Origin of the sequence: Sorangium sp. So ce448, from assembly GCF_051520915.1 — a bacterium.
Classification (GTDB): domain Bacteria; phylum Myxococcota_A; class Polyangia; order Polyangiales; family Polyangiaceae; genus Sorangium; species Sorangium cellulosum_B.
In genome coordinates this window covers 6,634,813-6,655,621 of the sequence record NZ_CP150343.1, presented here as the reverse complement: position 1 = coordinate 6,655,621, position 20,809 = coordinate 6,634,813, and the positions used below count along the sequence as shown (strand labels likewise).

16 protein-coding genes and 2 tRNA genes are annotated in these 20,809 nt (G+C 70.9%); 12 read left to right on the top strand and 6 right to left on the bottom strand.

Translation table 11 applies throughout. The features are described from left to right. Positions 1-27: 27 nt before the first annotated feature. Together WMF45_RS25040 and WMF45_RS25035 are read left to right on the top strand one after the other, a co-directional pair. A complete protein-coding gene (locus WMF45_RS25040; RefSeq protein ID WP_437719336.1) occupies positions 28-723 on the top strand; it encodes an SMI1/KNR4 family protein in 696 nt (231 codons plus the stop codon). A 184-nt stretch (positions 724-907) separates the two neighbouring features. After that, positions 908-2,446 (top strand): serine/threonine protein kinase, encoded by a 1,539-nt coding sequence (locus WMF45_RS25035; protein WP_437719335.1) that lies wholly within the window; start codon positions 908-910, stop codon positions 2,444-2,446. 184 nt (positions 2,447-2,630) lie between these two features. Here the strand turns inward: WMF45_RS25035 and infC are convergent, their stop codons facing one another. The 3 genes from infC to WMF45_RS25020 form a co-directional block, all read right to left on the bottom strand. After that, on the bottom strand, positions 2,631-3,350 hold the full coding sequence (gene infC, locus WMF45_RS25030; RefSeq protein ID WP_437719334.1) for a translation initiation factor IF-3: 720 nt from the start codon (positions 3,348-3,350) through the stop codon (positions 2,631-2,633). A 244-nt stretch (positions 3,351-3,594) separates the two neighbouring features. After that, positions 3,595-3,930: a hypothetical protein gene (locus WMF45_RS25025; protein ID WP_437719333.1), complete on the bottom strand. Its 336-nt coding sequence runs from the start codon at positions 3,928-3,930 to the stop codon at positions 3,595-3,597. Positions 3,931-3,963: 33 nt separating this feature from the next. Then, positions 3,964-4,035: transfer RNA gene (locus tag WMF45_RS25020), tRNA-Val, on the bottom strand. Between the two features lie 482 nt (positions 4,036-4,517). Between WMF45_RS25020 and WMF45_RS25015 the strand changes: the two genes are divergently transcribed. The 9 genes from WMF45_RS25015 (at position 4,518) to WMF45_RS24975 (ending at position 15,386) form a co-directional block, all read left to right on the top strand. Beyond that, positions 4,518-5,660, top strand: a complete 1,143-nt coding sequence (locus WMF45_RS25015; RefSeq protein WP_437719332.1) for a transketolase — start codon at positions 4,518-4,520, stop codon at positions 5,658-5,660. Between the two features lie 202 nt (positions 5,661-5,862). Further along, positions 5,863-6,297, top strand: coding sequence for a preprotein translocase subunit YajC (gene yajC, locus WMF45_RS25010; RefSeq protein ID WP_437719331.1), 435 nt, complete (start codon positions 5,863-5,865; stop codon positions 6,295-6,297). A 55-nt stretch (positions 6,298-6,352) separates the two neighbouring features. After that, on the top strand, positions 6,353-8,506 hold the full coding sequence (secD, locus tag WMF45_RS25005; RefSeq protein WP_437719330.1) for a protein translocase subunit SecD: 2,154 nt from the start codon (positions 6,353-6,355) through the stop codon (positions 8,504-8,506). 75 nt (positions 8,507-8,581) lie between these two features. Continuing rightward, positions 8,582-9,823: a protein translocase subunit SecF gene (gene secF / locus WMF45_RS25000; RefSeq protein WP_437719329.1), complete on the top strand. Its 1,242-nt coding sequence runs from the start codon at positions 8,582-8,584 to the stop codon at positions 9,821-9,823. Between the two features lie 88 nt (positions 9,824-9,911). Then, positions 9,912-11,666: a single-stranded-DNA-specific exonuclease RecJ gene (gene recJ / locus WMF45_RS24995; RefSeq protein WP_437719328.1), complete on the top strand. Its 1,755-nt coding sequence runs from the start codon at positions 9,912-9,914 to the stop codon at positions 11,664-11,666. 40 nt (positions 11,667-11,706) lie between these two features. After that, positions 11,707-12,486 (top strand): ABC transporter ATP-binding protein, encoded by a 780-nt coding sequence (locus WMF45_RS24990; protein ID WP_437719327.1) that lies wholly within the window; start codon positions 11,707-11,709, stop codon positions 12,484-12,486. 35 nt (positions 12,487-12,521) lie between these two features. Next, positions 12,522-13,631 carry an MlaD family protein gene (locus WMF45_RS24985; protein ID WP_437719326.1) on the top strand — a complete coding sequence of 370 codons (1,110 nt, stop codon included), beginning with the start codon at positions 12,522-12,524 and terminating at the stop codon, positions 13,629-13,631. 141 nt (positions 13,632-13,772) lie between these two features. Continuing rightward, positions 13,773-14,915 (top strand): pyridoxal phosphate-dependent aminotransferase, encoded by a 1,143-nt coding sequence (locus tag WMF45_RS24980; RefSeq protein WP_437719325.1) that lies wholly within the window; start codon positions 13,773-13,775, stop codon positions 14,913-14,915. 399 nt (positions 14,916-15,314) lie between these two features. Then, positions 15,315-15,386 (top strand) — tRNA-Val (locus WMF45_RS24975). 252 nt (positions 15,387-15,638) lie between these two features. On the opposite strand, the gene WMF45_RS24970 is transcribed toward WMF45_RS24975, so the two are convergent. Together WMF45_RS24970 and WMF45_RS24965 are read right to left on the bottom strand one after the other, a co-directional pair. After that, on the bottom strand, positions 15,639-16,607 hold the full coding sequence (locus WMF45_RS24970) for a hypothetical protein (RefSeq protein WP_437719324.1): 969 nt from the start codon (positions 16,605-16,607) through the stop codon (positions 15,639-15,641). A gap of 39 nt (positions 16,608-16,646) precedes the next feature. Further along, a complete protein-coding gene (locus tag WMF45_RS24965; RefSeq protein WP_437719323.1) occupies positions 16,647-18,257 on the bottom strand; it encodes a TIGR02266 family protein in 1,611 nt (536 codons plus the stop codon). Between the two features lie 266 nt (positions 18,258-18,523). Here WMF45_RS24965 and WMF45_RS24960 point away from each other — a divergent pair, with 266 nt between their 5' ends. Continuing rightward, positions 18,524-18,889, top strand: a complete 366-nt coding sequence (locus WMF45_RS24960; protein WP_012237106.1) for a PilZ domain-containing protein — start codon at positions 18,524-18,526, stop codon at positions 18,887-18,889. 60 nt (positions 18,890-18,949) lie between these two features. On the opposite strand, the gene WMF45_RS24955 is transcribed toward WMF45_RS24960, so the two are convergent. Beyond that, a complete protein-coding gene (locus WMF45_RS24955; protein WP_437719322.1) occupies positions 18,950-20,710 on the bottom strand; it encodes an EB domain-containing protein in 1,761 nt (586 codons plus the stop codon). Positions 20,711-20,809 lie beyond the last annotated feature (99 nt).

The window sequence follows — 20,809 nt, the reverse complement described above, 5'->3', positions numbered from 1 at the left end:
CGGCGCCGCGCGCGTAGGGTCGCGCGCATGGAGTGGCTCGAGTCGATGCACCGCATCCGCGCGCTCAAGCTGGAGCTCGCGCGGATGGATCCGCGGCGTGGAATGCCGATCGCGCCGCCGGCCGGGGCTCCCGAGGAGGCGATCGCCGGCGTCGAGCGGCGCCTCGGGATGGCGCTGCCGCCGAGCTATCGGGAGCTGCTCTCGCGGCACGACGGCTGGCCGCAGCTGTTCGCCGGCGCCAGCCTGCTCGGGGTGCGCGCGCTCGCGCGCGGCTCGTACATGGACGTCGGGCGGATGGTGCTCGAGCACTGCGAGGGCGAGGAGGGGCGCGGCGCGGGCGAGCGCGACGGCGCGCCGGCGACCGTGCGCGGTCGCTATGGTGCGCGGAGCGCGCTCGTCCCGTTCGGCATCGACGCGGCGGCCGAGACGGTCTTCGCGTGGGATCCCGAGGCGAGGACGCCTGACGGAGAGCTCGAGATCATCCTCTGGACGAACGACGTCGGGCTGCGCCTGTCGGGCTTGCCGGAGCTCCTCGACATGGTGAAGGACATGCTCGCCGCGGAGCTGGACGATCGCCGGAAGCGCGCCGCCGCGCAGGTCGCACAGATCGAGCCCGCGGCGCTCGCGCGCGGCGCGGTCGCGTCGAGGAGCCGCGTGCGCGCGGTGGCGGTGCCGGTCACACCTGCACCTCGCCCGTTCGTGCGGAGCGCGCTCACGGGCTGAGCGAGCCTCGCCTCCCGAGCCTGGCCGCTGCGATGCCCGCGTAAGGCTGCGTCCAGGGGACAGGGCGCGCGCTCGTGCGCGATCGTTACAGACCGCACTCTTTGCGCGCCTTGCCCGCGGGCTCCGATGAAGACGAGCCGGTTGTTTCCGCGCGCAGCGTGGGACGTGGTGTACTAGGTGGACCATGACGGATGCCCACCAGCAGCAGCGCTACCGGGTCATCGAGCGGCTAGCTTCGGGCGGCATGGCCGAGGTCTTCCTGGCGGAGAGCGCCGGGATCGAGGGGTTCAAGAAGCAGGTCGCGATCAAGCGCGTGCTCCCGCACCTCAGCGAGAAGAAGCGCTTCATCGCGATGTTCCTCGACGAAGCGCGGCTGTCGGCGCACCTCTCCCACTCCAACGTCGCGCAGGTGTTCGACATCGGCGTCGGCGACAACGCGTACTTCATCGTGATGGAGTACGTGGACGGCGCCGACCTGAAGGCGGTCCTCGAGTCCATGCGCAAGGCCGGCCGCACCCTCCCGGTCGAGTCCGCCGTCTTCATCACGGCGAAGCTCTGCGAGGGGCTCACGTACGCCCACGAGCTCAAGGCGGCCGACGGGCATCCGCTCCAGATCGTGCACCGGGACATGTCGCCTCCGAACGTGCTCATCACGAAGTACGGCGAGGTGAAGATCGTCGACTTCGGCCTCGCCAAGGCGACGAGCCAGCTCGAGAAGAGCGAGGCCGGGATCATCAAGGGCAAGTTCAGCTACCTCTCGCCCGAGGCCGCGCAGGGCCAGGAGGTCGATCACCGCACCGACATCTTCGCGCTCGGCGCGATCCTCTGGGAGATGCTCTCCGGGAAGCGGCTCTTCCTCGGCGACACCGACTACCAGACGGTCAAGCTCGTGCAGCAGGCGCAGATCCCGCCGCTCTCCGAGAGCAACAAGGCGGTCCCCCCGGAGCTCGATCGCATCGTCGCCCGCTCGCTGGCCCGCGATCCCGCGGAGCGTTATGGCTCGGCGCGCGAGCTCGGCCGGGATCTCACGACCTTCCTGTACAGGTTCGGCAGGCCCGTCAGCGCCTACGACATCGCCGAGCACGTCCGCAGCGCCATGGCGCTCCGGAAGCGGGCTCCCACGTCGGACAAGGCGTCGTTCATCGACCGGCTCATCGAGGAGACGCTGCTCGAGTTCACGTCGCTCCCGGACGACAAGGCGGCGCCGAGCACCACGCGCCTGAACGAGCCGCTCAAGATCTCGGCCTTCGAGGACATCGGCAAGTGGGCCGACGAGATCAAGCTCTCGGCGCCGGGGGACAAGCTCTCGGTGCCGGGCGAGGACCTCATGCGGCGGTCCCTCGCCACCGTGTCGGTCGAGGAGGGCAACCTCGCCGCGCTCGAGGAGACGGGGTTCGGCCTTCCGATCGCCCCTTCATCCGGCGTCCCCTCGTCCAGGCCAGCGGGCCCGCTGCTCGCGCCGCCTGTGCCGGTGCATCCGCCGCTCGAGAGGCGAGCCGTGCCGACCCTGGCCTCCCCGCGGCCCGTACCCGAGATGCAGCGTCCTGCGCCGCCCACGCCGGCGCCTGTCGCGCCGCTCGTCCCGGCCGCGCCGCGCGACCTGGAGCCGGATCTGGCCCCTCCAGCCAGGACCGGGGGCGGCGCGGTGAAGGCCGTGCTGCTCGTCGCCGCGCTCGCCGCCCTCGCCGCAGGCGCGTGGTTCGGCGGCCTGATCCCGCACTGACCCGGCGAAGGGAGCGCGCTCCTTGCGGCGCCCACGGTCGAGCCATGGGCGCGCTGCGTGCTGCGCGGCGGCGAGGCGGCCAGCGCACGAGCGCTCAGCGCATCTCAGCAGGCGTCATCACGCCGCCCTCGCGAGGCGCGCAGCACCGTGATCGGTGTCGTGGCGCGCTCTCTCGCCGGATGCGTTACTCGGTCCCCTCCGCCTCGTCGTCCTCTTCGTCGTCCTGCTCCTCGAGCTCCCTCTCGAGCTTCTCGATCTCCTCTTCCTCCGTGTCGTCCTGCGCAGGAGCGGCGCGCCCTTCCTGGATCGCCTTCTGACGCGCCTTCTCCGCGGCGGCGCGGGCCTGGGCCACCTTCTGCAGGATCGCCGGCTTGGGCGCCATCATCAGCGTCATCGTGCGCTGCTCCATCATGGGGCGCACCTCGACGTTCGCGATCTCCTCGCAGTGCTGGACGATCCAGTCGAGCTGCTCCTGCGCCTTCTCCGGGTGGGTGATCTCGCGGCCGCGGAAGCGCACCGTGAACTTCACCTTGTGGCCTGCGCCGAGGAACCGATGAGCAGCCCTGGTCTTGAACTCGAGATCGTGGTCGTCCGTCTTGGGACGGAGCTTGATCTCCTTGATCTCCACCACACTCTGCTTGCGCTTCGCCTCGCGGGCCTTCTTCTTCTCGTCGTACTTGTACTTGCCGAAGTCGAGGATCTTGCAGACCGGGGGATCCGCCTTCGGGTTGACCTCGACGAGGTCGAGCCCCTTCTCCTGTGCTCGGCGCAGCGCCTCGTGGGTCTGCATGATGCCGAGCATCTCGCCATCATCACCGATGACGCGGATCTCCGGGACGCGGATGCGCTGGTTGATGCGGATCTGCGGCCCCCGCTGGGCCTGCCGAGGGTCGAAGCGTCTCATCGCCATGTGATATTTCGCTGCCTCCTTGTGTTCTGTGCTCTTGAAAGCGACGGGCCGCCGCTTCGCGACCGAGCCCGGTCGTGGCGTCCATCACCGCGATAATGTCGCCTGACTCTGCGCCGCAGGCAACGGCGGCAAGCAGGACGGGCGCCGCGGCGCATCGGCGCTCCGGGCCATGGCGCGCCGGGCTCGACGGGGGTGGGGAAGGGACTGCCGGGCGAGAGAGGCCGGCCGGAGCGGCAGGTCACGAACCCGATGCGCTCACGGCGAGCCGGGGGAGCTTCCGCGCCGCGACTCGCCGGTCGGCGAGCTCCGCGAGCGGCATCGCTCTGAGGGCCTCGTCGAGGTCGCGCCGCCGGAGGGCGGCAGCGGCGTTCGCCGAAGGGCCATCCGGAGCGCTCGTCCGGACCGGCCCGATCCGGGCCGAGTCGTCGAAGTGGAAGGGGGTGTGAAGATCGATGAGGCGCCCGTTGACGTGGGCGCCGAGGAAGGGGCGGTTCTTGGCGATGTCGTCGGCGAGAGCCTTGCGCACCGTGGTGCGGGCCGCCGGGGCGGCCAGGGCTGTCTGATCGAGGGCCATGAAACCTCGCAGGCTAGGTCTCCTGCTGATTTGTAGGCGCGGCCGGTTTCGAACCGGCGACCCCTACCGTGTCAAGGTAGTGCTCTACCACTGAGCTACGCGCCTATGTCCCGCCCGCTCGGCCCGAGGCCGACGAAACGGAGAGCGCCTCCTATCAAGGGGGGGGAAGTCCGTCAAGCGATATGTTTCGTGGGGTCGATTTTGTCGTGGCGGCGGGGCCATGGTGACCGGTTCTGGTGAAGGCTCGGGCGGCGGCCGTCCTCGCCTCGCCGCCTTGGTCGATCAGCCGGTTCGCCGGACCGTCGATGCCCTCGTTCGGTCGGCGAGGCCCGGCGGTCGACGAGGCCCGGCGGCAGCCACAGCCCGGGCGCGGCAGGCTTCCACGACGCGCTGGACGCGCCGGGCGCGCGACCGTCGGCAGCCCCGCGCGGCGGAAGCTCATTGCGCGGTGGGAGCGCGAATTCTCGGAGGAGTTACGTCCGGACACCGACGATCGCGATCGCCGCGCTACTTCAGGCCGCCCGCTGCGCGGAGGCCGATCGCGCTCGCGCTTGACCTCGCGTGCGGCTCGGGCGACGAACGATGGGATGGCAGGGCCTGACGGTCTAGGCTCGCCGCCGGATCCGGCGGCGGTGATCGCACATGTCGAGGTGGCCGCGGGGAGCGCGCTGTTCGCCGCGCACGCGGCCGTGCCCGGCAATCTGCCGATCGAGCGCGCCGCGTGCGCCACCGAGGCGATCCGCGGCGCCGCTGCGCGCACGCGCGCCGGGCAGCGCGCGAGCGTCGTGCTGGGCGCCCACGAGCTCGTCGGGGCGCTCGCCGCGCTCGGTGAGGCGGCGGCGGTGCGGACGCCGGTCACCGTGCATGTCATCGAGCGCCGCGGCGGGCTCGCCGTCGGGCGCGACGAGCTCGCGCCAGCGCTCGACGTCGGCGCGGGGGTGCTCGTGACCTGGAGCAGCCAGGAGGCGGCCGACATGACGCTCGTGGCGCGGCGCGCCGCCGAGGACAGCGAGACGCCGTTCCTCCACCTCGTCGACGCGCTGCCGTCGGACGTGTCGGCCCTCGGCGGGGCGCGCGAGCTCGCGGCGCGCTTCCTCGGCTCCGCGCGGAGCGCGCCGACCTTCACAGACGCGGCGCCGGGCGAGAGCGACGGCGACGGGGGGCCTCGCCCGCAGGGCCGCGGCGTCGTCCGGAAGCGGGCCGAGCGAGGCTTCTGCGCGCGCGTTCCGTTCGCGCTCGCCAGCGCGATGCGGGAGCTCTGCGAGCTGACCGGCAGGCCGCTCGGCGCGATCGAGCGCGTCGACACCGCGGACGCGGAGGAGATCATGGTCGTCGTCGGCTGCGCGTTCCCGGCCGCGCGCGAGGTCGTGCGCAGCCTGCGCGCGCAGGGCCGCCGCGTCGGCCTCGTGGGCGTGCGCGCGCTCCGCCCGTTCTTCGGCGCCGACGTGGTGAAGACGCTCGCGCGGGCCAAGGCCATCGTCGTCCTGGAGCCGCTCGACGTGCCGCTCGCGCCGTACGGGCCCGTCGCCGCCGGGGTGAAGGCGGCGTTCGCGGACGCGCTCACCTGGGCCCCGGGCTTCCCCAGCGTCGGGCGCATCCCGCCGATCCTCTCCGCGACGTTCGCGACGATCGACGGCACCATCACCGAACGCGACGTGCGCCTCTCGCTCGCGGAGATCGCGACCGGGGAGCGCGCTCGACGGCACATCGTGTTCGGCAGCGACGGCTGACGCCGCGCGGCAGCGGGAGAGCGGCAGGGGACTCAAGCGCGGAAAGGGCCGCCAGGCTGCATTCCCCGGACGCCCGGGTGAGCCTGCCCGCCTAGCTCCTTGCGCGACCCTTGGATCCTGGGTATGGAGGCGGGCCCCGGGGGGTTGGGAGAGGCCCGCAATTTGCGGGCGAGCCCGTCGGGGCCCGGAGACACGCGTCACCTTGGCAAGCTCACACTGGTTCCAGCCGAACGCCGCCCCCGGGCGAGCGGGCAACGCGCCCGCGACGCCGGTCGAAGGTCAATCGCCGCCGTCCGGAGGGCAGGAGGCGCCGCCTTCTTCGCCGTTCGGCGGAGGGGCCTTCCAGTTCCTCATCCTGGCGCTGCCGCTGCTGCTCATCTTCGTGATGACGCGGAGCCAGAGCAAGAAGCAGAAGCAGCTCGAGTCGAGCCTCAAGGCGGGCGACCGGGTCGTCACGCAGTCCGGGCTCCTCGGCAGGATCATCGACATCAGCCCCAACTCCCCCAGGGTCAAGCTGGAGATCGCCCCCGGCGTGAACGTGCAGGTCTTGAAGAGCGCGATCCAGGGCCCCGATCCGGGCGAGGTCGCCGCGGCGGACGCCAAGGTCGCCGACGCGGCGAAGGAAAAGAAGTCGTAGGCCGGCGCTCGGCCCAACAGGAAGCTTTTTTACCGCCCCCGCGGCGCCAGACTCCATGCTCCTAAACATCTTCCAGTACGGTTTCGCCGGCGTCGCCGGCCTGTGCCTCCTCGGCGCGTGGCTCAGCCGAGCGAAGCGCAGCGTCTTCGCCTGGGCGGCGCTCTCCGCCGGCGCCGCCGCGATCGCGGCCCACTACCACGTGTTCTGGGCCCTCGCGACGTTCGGCCTGATGGTGCCGTGGGCGCTGCTCTGCGTCGGGCCGTGGATCGACTTCGCGTGGCGGGTAAAGACGGGCTTCGTCCTGTTCCTGGCGCTCGGCTCGGCGCTCGCCATCTACCCGACCTACCACGACGAGCGGCACGGCCGCCCCGTCCACACCGGCCTCTCGTCGGAGGAGGTCGCGGAGCAGGAGACGCAGGCGAGGGCGGGCGAGCTCGGGTTCAGCCGCTTCCTGACGTCGAACATCCCGTTCCGCCTGGTGCGCGGGCTCGATCTGAAGGGCGGCCTCCGCCTCGTCTACACGGTCGACGTCGACGAGGCGATCAGCGACAAGCGCGATCGGTACTACGACGATCTGCGCGCGGCGCTCGCGAAGTCGTTCGGGTTCCACGAGGGCGACAAGCCGCCGACGATCGAGGAGATGCAGAAGCTCCAGACGAAGCTCCGCATCGAGAAGTCGCGCGAGCAGGCGGACACGATCGCGATCACGTTCAACGACCCGGCGGACTCCGAGAAGATCAACGACGAGTTCCTGGCGAAGTTCCTGCACGAGCTGCAGCTCCAGCGCTCGGCGGATCGCCGCGTCGCGAAGTTCCGGATCCGCGACGAGGTCTCGAGCAACATCCGTGAGCGGGCGGTTTCGCAGGCCAAGGAGACGGTGCTCCGCCGCGTCGACGGGCTCGGCCTCAAGGAGGCGAGCGTCTCCACGCGCGACGAAGACGTCATCATCGAGGTCCCCGGCGACGACGAGGCCTCGTTCACCACGATCCGCGAGATCATCAGCCAGACCGCGCGGCTCGAGTTCAAGATGGTCGACGACGACCAGGACTTCTTCGAGCCGATCGCGAGGAGCGCCAAGGAGGAGGACCTCCCGAAGGGGCTGACGTTCTCGATCGAGAACGCGCCGGTCGGCCCCGGGAAGACGAAGCCGGTCCACTTCGCCCGGATGGTGCGCGCCGAGCACGAGGAGATGCGCGACACGCTGAAGCGGCTGCGCGAGTGGGTCGGGACGCTCCAGGTCCCGGCGGACAACGAGATCGGCTACGGCAAGCTGTACGAGTTCAACGAGGAGAAGGACGCCATCGAGGAGATCGGCTGGCGGACGTACTTCCTCTTCAGCAAGGCCGAGATCACGGGCGACATGGTGCGCGACGCGCAGGCGCTCCCGGATCAGAGCGACGGCGGCCTCGGCGGCTGGTACGTGTCGATGGATTTCACCCCGACCGGCGCCGACCGGTTCGAGGACATCACCGGCAGGAACGTCAAGCGGCGGTTCGCGATCATCCTCGACGAGAAGGTCGAGAGCGCGCCGGTCATCCAGACGAAGATCGGCGGCGGCCGCGCACAGATCACGATGGGCTCGCAGAACCCCGATCAGCAGCTCCAGGACGCGCGCAAGCTCGAGCTGGTGCTCCGATCGGGCGCGCTGCCGGCCCCGATCTCCCCCTCGAACGAGCAGCGCATCGGCCCGTCGCTGGGCAAGGACGCGATCCAGCAGAGCATGAAGGGGGCCATCGCGAGCGGCGTGCTCGTCGTCGTGTTCATGGTGGTGATCTACAGCCGCGCCGGGCTGATCGCGGACATCGCCGTCATCTTCAACCTCATCCTGCAGATCGCCGTCCTCGCGATGTTCGGGGCGTCGATGACGCTGCCCGGCATCGCCGGCCTGGTGCTCACCATGGGCATCGCGGTCGACGCCAACGTGCTGATCAACGAGCGCATCCGGGAGGAGCTGAGGAACGGCAAGAGCCCGCGCGCCGCGGTCGACATCGGCTACGACAAGGCGTTCAGCGCGATCCTCGACGGCCACGTGACCACGCTGATCTCGGGGCTCATCCTGGCGCAGTACGGAACCGGCCCCATCAAGGGCTTCGCGATCACGCTGATCGTCGGCATCGCGATCAGCCTGTTCACCGGGGTCGTCTGCACCCGCCTGATGTTCGACTGGGCGGTCCGCGGCCGAAAGATCAAGACGCTCTCGCTCGGCTGAGAACGAGGGCGCGCGAGCCGATCTCCGACCTTATGAGGGAGAACGCGCGAGCGGCTCTCCGATTGAGACACGACGATGGAACTCATCAAACCTGGCCGTCAGTTCGACTTCATGAGCAAGCGCTGGCTCTTCATCGGGCTCAGCGGGGTGCTGCTCATCCTGTCGATCATCTCGTTCATCGTGCCGGGGCCGAAGCTCGGGACCGATTTCAAGGGAGGCACCGAGGTCGAGGTCGCCTTCCGGGCTCCAGTCTCGAGCGCCGAGGTCCGCGAGGCCGTCACCAAGGCGGGCTTCGACTCCCCGGACATCGTGTCCGTCGCGGATCAGGCCAACTCGAACCGCTACCTCATCCGGGTCCACGAGGTCTCGGCCCTGTCGGAGCGGCAGAAGGCCGCGGTGCGTGATCGGCTGTGCCTGCCGCCGGAGAACGGCTCCGTCCCCGAGGACCGCTGCCCGCCCGCGCTGCGCGCCACCGAGGTGAAGTTCAGCCCCGGCGGCGACAAGATCTCCACGCGCTACGACACAGCGCCCGACCTGGAGGGGATCAAGAATCAGCTCGCGGGCATCGAGGGGGTCGAGCTCAGGGCCGGCGCCAATAACCCGCTCATCGTGAGCGAGCGCGACCACAAGGTCGAACTCCACCTCAAGTCGAAGGGCGATCAGCTGATGGACGGCCTCCGGCAGCACCTCGGCGCGGACAAGGTGCCCGAGCAGGCGCTCCGGGTCGAGTGGATCGGCCCGAAGGCCGGCGCGCAGCTGCGCGACGCGGCCATCAAGAGCATCGCCATCACGATCTTCTTCATCATGGCGTACATCGCGTTCCGGTTCGACATCCGGTTCGCGCCCGGCGGCATCGTCGCGCTCGTGCACGACGTCGGCATCGCGCTCGGCGCGATGGTGATCACGCAGCGGGAGATCACCCTGTCCACGGTCGCCGCGCTGCTCACGATCGTCGGCTACTCGATCACGGACACGGTCGTCGTCTACGACCGGATCCGCGAGAACCTGGGGAAGCACCGGGACATGAGCTTCTCGGCCGTCATCAACTTCTCGCTCTCCGAGATGCTCGGGCGCACGATCCTCGTGTCCATGACGACGCTGCTGTCGCTCGTCATGTTCCTCTTCTACGGTACGGGCGTCATCCGGGACTTCGCGTTCACGCTCGTCGTCGGGATCGTCGTCGGCACGTACTCGTCGATCTACGTCGCTGCGCCGCTCACCGAGTGGATCGACCGCCGGTTCTTCGGCGCGAACGGGAGCAAGCGCAAGAAGGTCAGCCGCGTCCGCACGCAGAAGCGCGCCGACGCGGTCGTCTGAGCGCCTCGCCGTGGCCGCGCGGGGCCGCGCGGCCTGAACCGCCCCAGGCCATGGACGCATTCCTCTCGTCGGTGTACCCGCTTCTGTGATGAGCACCGCCACGGAGGCCTGGAGGGAGCTCCCCGAGCGCGAGGCGCCGGCCTCGCCCGCGGCGGGGGGCGCCGCGCCCGTCGCGGATCCGGGCGAGGCGTCCGCCGAGGCGCTCGTGATGGCGCGCCAGCTGGGGCTGTCGATCACGGTAGCCGACATCCTGCACCGGGCCGGCTGGGCGCCTGACGAGGCGACCCGGCGCTTCCTCGACCCGCGGCTCTCACACCTCACGTCTCCCGACGCGATGGCCGATCGCGAGGCGAGCGCGGAGCGGATCGCGCGCGCCGTGCGCTCCGGCGAGCGGATCGCCGTCTTCGGCGACTACGACTGCGACGGGATCACCGCGACCGCCATCATGACCGGCGGGCTGCGCGCCCTCTCGGGACAGGTGGTGCCGCTCCTCGCGACGCGCGCCGAAGGCAGCTACGGCCTCTCGGCGCCCGCGCTGGAGCGCGTGATGCGCGCCGGTCCCACGCTGCTCATCACGTGCGACTGCGGATCCAGCGATCACGAGCGGCTGGCCGCGGCCCGCGCGGCCGGCATCGACTGCGTCGTCATCGATCACCACCTCGTGCCGGCCGAGCCGCTCCCCGCGATCGCGTTCCTGAACCCGCACCGCGCCGATTGCGGCTTCCCGTACAAGGGGCTCGCCTCCTGCGGGCTCGCGCTCTCGCTCCTGGCCGCCGTGCGCAAGAAGCTCGGCTCGTCGCTCGATCTCCGCCCCTACCTCGACCTCGTGGCGATCGGCACGGTCGCCGACGTCGCTCCGCTGACCGGCGACAACCGCGCGCTCGTGCGGGCCGGCCTTGGCGTGCTCCAGACCGGGCCCCGTCCAGGGCTCCGCGCGCTCGCGGCGCTCGCCAACCTGGATCTCGGGCGCGGCGCGTCCGCCGAGGACGTCGCCTTCCGGATCGCGCCCCGCCTCAACGCGCCCGGTCGGCTCGGCGATCCCGACATCTCCCTGGAGCTCCTGCTCGCGCACGACGGCGTGACCGCCTCCGCGCTCGCCGCCACGGTGGAGCAGGCGCAGATGAAGCGGCGCGCGATCCAGGACGAGATGCTGACCTCCGCGCTCGCCGAGATCGAGCGCGCCGGGTTCGATCGGGATCCTGCGATCGTCATCGCGCGGCAGGGCTTCCACCCCGGCGTGGTCGGCATCGTCGCTGGCAGGATCACGGGTCGCTACGGCAAGCCGACGATCGTGATCGCGCTCGAGGGCGCGAAGGGGCGCGGCTCGGTGCGCGGTCCAGCGGGCGCGCGGCTCCACGACGCGCTCACCCGGTGCCGCGCCGAGCTCGTCGGCTTCGGCGGCCACCAGGCGGCGGCCGGCGTCGAGGTGCGCGCCGATCGCGTCGAGGCGCTCCGGGCGGCGTGGTGCGACGCCTTCCGCGAGCAGGACCTCCCGGCCGCCGCGGCGTTCGCGGCCGCCCACGTCCGGCTCGACGATCGCGACGATCCGGCGGCCGTGGCGCGCGATCTCGAGCGGCTCGAGCCGTGCGGCGAGGGCAACCGCCCGTCGTACGTCCTCGTGGCGGGCGCGGCCGTGCGCTCCGCGAGGAACCTGAAGGGCCACCTCAAGCTGGAGCTCACGTTCGCCCGCCGCGAGATCTCGTGCTTCGGCTTCGAGCTGGGCGAGCTCGCGCCGCGGTTCACCGGCAAGCGCGTCGACGTGGTGGGCCGCCTCCGGCGCGACGCCTGGCGCGGCGGGGACGCCGTCGAGATCAGGATCGAGCACGTCGCGGCGTCCGACTGAGCGTTCGCGGCGGGCCTCCGCGGCGTGCTAGCGTGAACGCGTGGCTGAGCCGCTGATCCGGTTCTCGCGTGTGCGCAAGGCCTTCGGTCCGAAGGTCATCTACCGCGACCTGAACCTCGAAGTGTACCCGGGCGAGACGCTCACCATCATGGGCGGCTCGGGCGTCGGCAAGAGCGTCATGCTGAAGCTGCTCATCCGTTTGCTCGACGCTGATGATGGATCTATCCAGTTTCACGGTGAGGAGATCACGCGCTTGAGCGAGTCGCGCATCGCCGGGGTGCGCCAGCGCATCGCGATGCTCTTCCAGGGCGGCGCCCTGTTCGACTCGATCTCGGTCGGTGAGAACGTCGCTTACGGCCTGCACGAGCACTACCGCAAGGAGATGACCGAGGCGCAGATCGCGGATCGGGTCAACTGGGCGCTGTCGCTGGTCGGCCTGCCGGGCATCGAGCAGATGCGCCCGGGGGACCTGTCCGGCGGCATGAAGAAGCGCGTCGGCCTCGCGCGCGCCATCGCGGTGCAGCCCGAGGTGCTGCTCTACGACGAGCCGACGACCGGCCTCGATCCGATCAACACCGAGCGCATCAACCACCTCATCAAGGGGCTGAAGCAGGCGCTCAACGTGACGAGCATCGTGGTGACACACGACATGAAGAGCGCGTTCTCGATCTCGGATCGGATGGCGATGATCTTCCGCGGCGAGGTCATCGCGACCGGCACCCCGGACGAGTTCCGGAAGTCTACCGATCCGCATGTCGCCGATTTCATTACCGGGACCGCTCCGGTGAATGAGGACGTCCAGACGCTTCTCGGTGCGTGACGATCCCCCCGAGATCGCGCAAGATGCCCTTCTGCATGGGCAGAGCGCGTGATCTGAAGGTCGGACTCTTTGTGCTGGCGGGCCTTGTGCTCTCCGCCGTAGTCATTTTCCTGATAGGCGACGAGCGGCGGCTCTTCGACTCCTCCGTCGGCTTCACGACGAACTTCGCCGACGTCCAGGGGCTGAAGCCGGGCGCGCCCATCCGCATGGGAGGCATCGACATCGGTCACGTTGCCGAGGTCGGTTACGGCCCTGATCCGAAGGACACCAAGATCTATGTGAAGCTCGAGATCGTCGAGAGCGAGGCGAGCCGGATCAGGACGGACAGCGTCGCCCAGATCGCGAACAAGGGCCTGCTCGGCGACAAGATGCTGGAGCTCACGAAGGGGCAGAGCCCGGACTCGGTGCCGCCCGGCGGCCACATCCCCGGCGAGGTGCCGACCGACGTGATGGGGAAGGTGACCGGCATGGCCGAGAAGGCCGAGGCGACGCTCGACAACATCCAGAAGGTCTCGGAGAGCATCGCCGACGAGAAGCTGCACAGGGATCTCCGCGAGACGGTCGCCTCGGCGAACACGCTGATGAAGCAGGTGACCGAGGGGGAAGGCTACCCGCACCGCTTCCTGACCGATCCCGAGGAGGCCGAGCGCATTTCGCGCACCGTGCAGAGCCTCGACCGCCTCAGCACGGAGCTCGCGAGCGCGGTGCGCGAGGTGCGGGGGGTCGTCTCGCGGGTCAAGGAGGGGCCGGGGTTCGCGCACGACGTCATCTACGGCGACGGCCCGCAGAAGCAGATTCAGCAGTTCGGGACCGCGGCGGACGAGGTCGCCATGACGCTGCGGGGTATCCGCGAGAGCGACAGCCTCGCGCACGACGCGCTCTATGGCGGCAAGGGCGACGGCGCCGAGGCGCTCGCCAACGTGACGGCGATGACGGGCGATCTGCGGGCGATCGTGCACGACATGAGGGCGGGCAAGGGGACCCTCGGCGCCCTGCTTGTCGATCCGTCGATCTACGAGGACATGAAGAGCCTCCTCGGAAACGTGCAGCGCAACGACGTGCTCCGCGCGCTCGTGCGCTACTCGATCAAGCAGGACGAGCAGAAGCCCGCGGTCCAGGTCGGCGGCGCCACGCCGTCGCCCTAGCGGCACATCCGAGCCGCCCGCGCAAGCGCCGGAGCGGTAGCGCCTTGCGTTATCTCAGGCCGCCCTTTATTCCTCAGTGTCTCGATGCCCAGGAAGCTCGCTGACCGTCTGTCGGCCGTCGCGCCCAGTGCAACGCTCGCCATGGCGGCGAGGGCCGCCCGCCTCCGCGCCGACGGGCACAAGGTCTTCTCCTTCGGCGTGGGCGAGCCTGACTTCGACACGCCGGAGCACATTCGTACCGCGGCGAAGGCGGCGCTGGACGCCGGCGCCACGCACTACACGGCCGTGTCCGGCATCTCCGAGCTGAAATCGGCGATCTGCGCCGCGACCGAGCAGCACCGCGGCTGGCGGCCGCTGCCGAGCCAGGTCACCGTGAGCTGCGGCGCGAAGCACGCGTTGTTCAACCTCGCGACCGCGCTCTTCGAGCCGGGGGACGAGGTCGTCATCCCCGCGCCCTACTGGGTGAGCTACCCGGAGCAGGTGCGCCTCGTCGGCGCCACGCCGGTCGTCGTCAACACGACCGAGGAGATGGGGTTCCGCCTTACGGCGGACGCGCTCCAGGGCGCGCTTTCTCCGCGGGTGAAGGCCATCATCCTGTGCACGCCCTCCAATCCGACCGGCTCGGCGTATGCGGAAGAGCACCTGCTCCCGCTCCTGGGCGTGCTGCGGCGCCACGACTGCTGGATCGTCGTCGACGAGATCTATGCCGATCTTACCTACGACGGGTTCCGGCACGTGTCGCTCCCGGCGCTCGCGGAGGACCTCGCGCCGCGGGTGATCGTCGTCGACGGGGTCAGCAAGACCTTCGCCATGACGGGCTGGCGGATCGGCTGGAGCATCGCGCCGGCCGAGGTCGCGAGGGCGCTCGACGTGGTCCAGGGTCAGAGCACCACGAACGCGGCGGCCGTCTCCCAGGCGGCCGCTGTCGCCGCCCTGAACGGGCCCCGCGACGCGGTGTTCGCGATGCGCGCGGCGTTCGCCCGGCGGCGCGCGCTGATGGTCGAGGGGCTCAACGCCGTACCGGGGGTGCGCTGCAGGATGCCGGAAGGCGCGTTCTACGCGTTCGCCGACGTGCGCGGGCTCTGCGGGCGCGCCTTCCAGGGGACGACGCTCGCGAGCGACGAGGACGTGGCGACGTGGATGCTCGAGCAGGCGCACGTCGCCGCGGTCGCCGGCACCCCCTTCGGCGCGCCTGGGTACCTTCGCTTCTCGTATGCCTGCGATGAGGACCACATCGAAGCAGGCCTCGCCGCGCTCCGGCGCGCCGTCGCGACGCTCGATTGACCGCGCACCGCGCACCGCGCACCGCGCACCGCGCACCGCGCGTCGCTGCGCCGGTGCCCACGCGCGCGCTCGAAGAGCAGCGGCGCCCGTCCCCGCTCGCCCGATCGCGATGTGGCGCGGACGCGGCGGCCCGCCTGGCCTCCATGCCCCGGTCGCTCACGGGGGGCGTGCAGTCGGCGCGCGCGGGCCCCGCGGCCGGCTCGCTGGCCGCAGCCGCAGACGCGCCTTCACCGGCGACCCGCCGGTTCCGGGCCTGCGTCACGGGCCGCCGGCTCCGGGGCTAACGGAGCGCCGCGAAGAAGTTCGACATCGCCAGCGAGTTCTTCTTGTCGAACGCCGATGTTTGGGTTAAAAGCGCCACGTCTTTCCGAAACGGCCGGGTGACAACCGGCTGGCATCGGGCGCATAACTCAGCGGTAGAGTGCGTCCTTCACACGGACGAAGTCGCAGGTTCAAGTCCTGCTGCGCCCACCCCGATTCGCTCCCCTGGTGAGCTGGTTCCACGCGTCGAGCTGTCTGCGTGGCCGTGCCGCTCCCAGCAGGTGTTGAGCGGTTGCTGCGGAGCATCGAGTCGCCCGCGCGGCGCGTGCCGAGGCGCTCCCTTCATACCTCCAGCTTTGCAGGGGTGGTGGGGTGAGACGCCGCTCGGCACCGTCACGTCGGGGCGCGACAGCGGCGATGCAAGGGAGCAGGCCGCTCCGGAGGCTGGCGAGGCGAAGGCGGTCAGCGAGCGGCGCTCGCAGCGGGAGGCGCTGCCGCCGCCTTGTCGTTCTTGCGCTTCTCGATGGCGCCGGCCGTCGCGCGGAGCTCCTTCTGGAGGGGGCCGCACCTGAGGCACTTGCGCGTCCGATGGCCCCGGCATGGCTGGGGGGTGCCCAGCGCCTTGATGTAATGGAGCGCCCGGACATCGCCCTCCTCGCGCGCCCTGGCGAGCATCGCCTTGGTGGGGCACTCCGTGAGGCGGCGCAGATCGTCGGCGACGAGCAGCGCCGGCGACGCGAGCTGCCGCACGCTGCTCTCCATCAGCCGTGTGCTCGCGTGGTCCCTGGGCCAATCGCCGAACTTCGGCGCGGTCACCACCTCGTAGAGCAGGTCGGGACCGCGGCTTCCCATGTGCTTGGCCATCAGATCGAACGCCGTGAGGGCGAGGTCCGGGGTGCCGTTCGCTGCCCTCAGGATGATCTGCTTGAGCTCGTCGTTCGTCGCCTCCTCGGGAGCGACCTCGAACAGCCGCTGCGCCGTGAGCAGCGCGGCCGCCATCGCCTTTTCGCGCCCCTGCGCGACCGCGAGCGCCCGGAGGACCGCAGGGTCTTCCGGATACCGTTGCGCGAGCGAGCCGAGCGCCGCGCTCCCCGCGGCCTGGGCGCTCTCGAGCTCCGCGGGCTGAGCGCGGGCAGGCGGCGCCTTCGCCGGGGCCTCGGGCTCCGCGGGCGCGAGCGCCGGCGCCGGCTCGGGGGCCGGCGCGCCGCTGCTCTCGCGGACGCTGCTGCTGGGCGCGGCGGCCGGCGGAGGGCTCGGCGAGGCGCTGGCGCTGGCGCCCTGCTCGAGCGCCGTCACGGCCGTCGGGTCGCGCAGCGCGACCGCGCCACAGACGAGCCCGGTCGCGGCCAGCAGGCCCAGCGCGGCCAGCGTGGCGGCCGCCTTCGGGCGGCCCAGCCCTGATTCACCGACGTGACTCACCGAGCCGCTCATCGCAGCTGCCTCTCCCGCGGAGGACCCGCGGCCTGGTCATCAACCGTAGGGATCGTCGTTCTTCGGGGGCTTCGGCGCGGCCGGCCTGGGCCTGGGCGCCGCCGGCTTGGGCGCCGCGGGCGCCGCCGTCGCCGTGGGGGCTGCAGGCTCCGGCGCCGGGGTGGTCGCCGTAGGCTCGGCCGTCGCCTTGGGCGCCGCGGGCTCCGCCGTCGCCGGGGCTGCAGGCTCGGCCGTCGCCTTGGGCGCCGCAGGCTCCGCGGTCGCGGTGGCGCTCGCCGTCGGCGCCGCCGGCACTTCGGCGGTCGTCGTGGGCGCCGCCGTCGCGGCGGGCGCAGCCTTGTCCGTCGCCGCGGGCACGACCTCCGTCGGCTGAGGCTTCTCCGCCGGAGCCGCAGGCTTCTCCGCCGGAGCTGCAGGCTTCGCTGCGGGCTGCTCGGGCGCGGCCGGCGGGGTCGCAGTGGGCTTGTCGCTCTGCCCGAAGACGAGCCAGAGCGCGCCGCAGAGCGCCGCCGCGACCAGCAGGATCGTGAGCAGCCGGCCGGTGCCGCTGCTCTCCTCTTCCTGTGCGAGCGGAGCCTGGGCCGCGGGTGCAGCCTTGGCCGTGGCCGCCTTGTCTTCCTTGGGCTTGGCGGCCGCTGGCTTCGCCTTCGCCTGATCGTCGGCCGCCTTCACGTCCTGGCGCGCAGGCTTGCCGTGCAGATCGTCCGCCGGCGCCCGGTCCGCGACCTCGGCCGGCCTCCTGGCTGGGGCCGCCTTCGCTGGTCTCGCCTCGGCCGCGGGCGCATCGTCCCGCGCCTCCCGCTCGTTCGCCAGCTGAGCGACCGCCGGGACCGGGATCGCCGCCGGCTCGGCCAGCGGCCTGACGTGCTCCTCTTTCGGCGCCGGAGCGGGCTCGGCCTTCTTCGGCGGCGCGGCCATGAGCGGCTCCTTGGACGGGCCGATCTCGTCCAGCGAGCCGCCGGCGTCGGCGAGCGCTTGCTTCAGCAGCTCGGCCGCCTGCTTCATCATCGTCCGCTCGTCGGGCGGCGGCATCTCCTTCTCGGGGTTCGTCTGCGGGAAGAAGCTGCCGCCCTCCGCGACGTCGGCCTTCTTCGCCTCGCCCTTGCCCGCGTCGCCCTTCGCCCCGATCGAGCCGAGCCCCAGCATCGTCGACGCCCGCTTCACCTGCGCCTGCGCTGCCTTGGAGGCAGCGGCCGCGGGCTCGGCCTGCGGCGCGCTCGCGGTCGCCGACGGGGCCGTGATCTCCTGCACGTCGTCGCCCAGATCCGCGCGGTCGGTGATGCCGGCCTCGAACGCCGACCCGGCGCCCGCTTGCGCGTCGACGAGCCGGGTGATCACGGCCTTGGATTTCTCATCGATCTTGATGAACTTCACGCCCATGCCCGCCGGGTGCGCGTCGCTCCCCTGCGCGGGCTCGCGCTTCCACACGACGCGGCCGACGCCGGCGATCACGGCTTGCTCGTCCTGCAGACGGATCTCGAACTTGAGCAGCGTGCCAGCGGGGAAGGGCGACGGCGTCTTGATGAAGATGCCGCCACGGCTCACGTCATGCGAGTGGTGCTCGATGAACTCGTCGACCGTGGCGCTCTTGTAGCGGACGGTCATCTGCAGCACTCTCGCTCGCGGATCTTTGCGTGTGTCCTGGGCCATCAGGGTAGAACTCCCGTCTACTTCGCGACTCGCTCGCGACTCGCTCCAGCGGATGTGGTCCGCATGTTACCCAAGGTTCGCCGCGAAGCCCAAAGGCTAACACGTGACGGTCGCTTTACCGAACGCAGCCATGGGCGACCGGGCGAGCATGCTGTTCGCGCGGCGCGCGTGGTCGCGCCCGCGCCCCTGCGCCGCACGGCTCGGCGAACCGAGCGTGTGCGCGCGTCTCTCGTGATATGTTCGCGTCGACTGGAGAATGCGCCAGGATGGCTGTCCGGGACCACTTTCGCGTTCACGCGAGGCGACGCGTCGATCTTGGGGCGACGCTGCGCGATCGCCAGTCGATCGAGGAGCACGGCGTTCGCATCCGCGATCTGGGGCTGGGCGGCGCCGGCATCGAGCTGTCCGAGGCCCAGCTCGCGTCGGAGCTCCTGGATCCCGAGGCGTCGGTGACGCTCGAGGTCACCGCCCCGAACCTGTGGGATCCGCTGAGCCTCCGCGGTCGTATCGCCTGGATCCGCCGCGGTGCGGCGGGCCGGCCGGCGCGCGCGGGCGTTCGCTTCGAGCACCACGACGCCGGGTCGCTCTACGGCCTCTACCAGCTGCTCGGCACCGAACACTTCGATCTCTAGCGCAGGGCACGCTGGAGCACGTCTGCGCGTCGGCGACGTCGCTCTGTGCGGGAGACGGCGCTAGAAGGCGAACACGGGGCTGACGGTGGGGGCCAGGACGAGGCCGAGCGTTGGCCACAACAGCATCACCTTCATCTCGGCAGACACTCCGAAATTCTGGGTGATGCCATAGACCACACCGGCGCCTAGCGCCGAGAAGTTCCGCCCGGTGATCTGGTAGGCATCGAGATTCTCGACGTAGCGGGTGTTCGCCGGACACCTGTTGCTGCTGCTGGTGCGCACCGGATCCCCCTCCTCGGTGCGGCGATCGCACACATCCACAGGCACCGAGGCGTTCACCTGGGCCAGCCCGATGGGCGAGGCGAAGGCATAGGGGCGGAACCCGCCCTTCTCTACAATCCGATCCCCCAGCAAGAAATACGTGGCGCGGAGCTCCGCATGGAGCGGCAGGAAGCTGAGCGCCTGGAGATGCGGGTTCTGCAGGTCATTGCCCGCCTCGTCCGTCCACGGGTTCGGCCCGTTCTGGGAAGACGGCGAGCCGCCGAACGCGAATCCGACCCGTACGCCGAGGAGCAGCGACAAATCCGAGAACAGCTGCCGATCGTACGACAGCATCACTCGCCACCCAGCGAGGCTCAGGCCGCCCTTGACCCCGTTCGTTCCCTCGAGATCCGCGGGATCGCCGTAGAACTGCCGGCCCTCGCCGCCCGAATAGAAGCAGGCGTAGGCGGCGTCGCTGCCCGAGCAGACGTAATCCGTACCGCGCACCAGGAGCAGGTCGAGCTGGCCCGAGACGCCGACCACGTTGCGGTTGCCCTTGCCCTTGCCCGCGCCTTTCGACGCCCCGCCGTCCCCGTCGCTCCCCTGCTCGCAGGTCCCGTTCACGCAGGCGAGCCCCGACTGGCACTCCTCGGTCGCCTCGCAGGCCGAACCCCAGGTCTTGTCCCCGCGCTTGCCGCCGGCCTCGGGGCAGCCAGGCAGGCCTGGCGGGCAATCCTCCTTCGCGGCGCACCGCTTCGGCGGCTCCTGGCCAGGCAGCGACGGCTCCTGCTCGATCTCGTTCTTGATCGGCACCCGGTGAGGCGCCTGCATCGAACCGGCGGTGCCCACCGGATCGCCCGCCTCGTCCCTCAGGATGACGAAATACCGGATGTCGCCGGTCGTCGTGACATCCTCGCAGGGGATCTCCACCCCGAAGCCGCTCTCGACGCGCCTCATCTCGAGCGACTTCCACTTGGGCGAGCCGAACGGCTTGTAGCGGACCGTCGCCTTGGACGCGTCGATCTCGTCCGGGATCTCGACATACACGGGCACCGGCGTGTTCACCGCCTGCTCCGCCACCGGCGTGTGGGGAACGTCGCCCGCCGCGGTCTTCGTGGCCTTGCCGCCGCCGTCGCGAGGCGCCTTCCCGGCGGCCTGCGCTTCCTTCTGGGCCTCCTTGAACGCCTGGGCCAGCTCGGTCGTCGTCAGCGCGTCGATGAGCGCCGCCTTCGGATCGGCCTGGAGCGCCAGCACGAACTCGGCCTTGGCCTGCTGGAGCTTGTTGCCGCCGCCATACACCGTGCCGAGCGCGATGTGCAGCTTGCCGACCACCGGCTTCGAGCAGGCGTTCTTGTCGCACTTCTTCAGGGCGTCTTTGAGCTTCTTCTCCGCCTTGTCGAACTCGACAGAGAGGTAGTCATCGTCCATCGCCTGGTTGTGCAGCTTCATCGCCTCCGCGTCCTTTTCGCCGGCGGCGCCGGCGACCGCCGGCGCGCCGAGGACCCAGAGCGAAGTCAGTGCAGACGCGAGACGAGCGCGGCGTGAACGACGGAAAAACACGGGTTCAGACCTCCAGGGTGTGCTGGGGAGGGGCTCTTGCTTTCAGGAGGAGGGGGCCGGGTCCGGCCCCCTGGACTGCGCGGTCGAGAGCGACCGTAC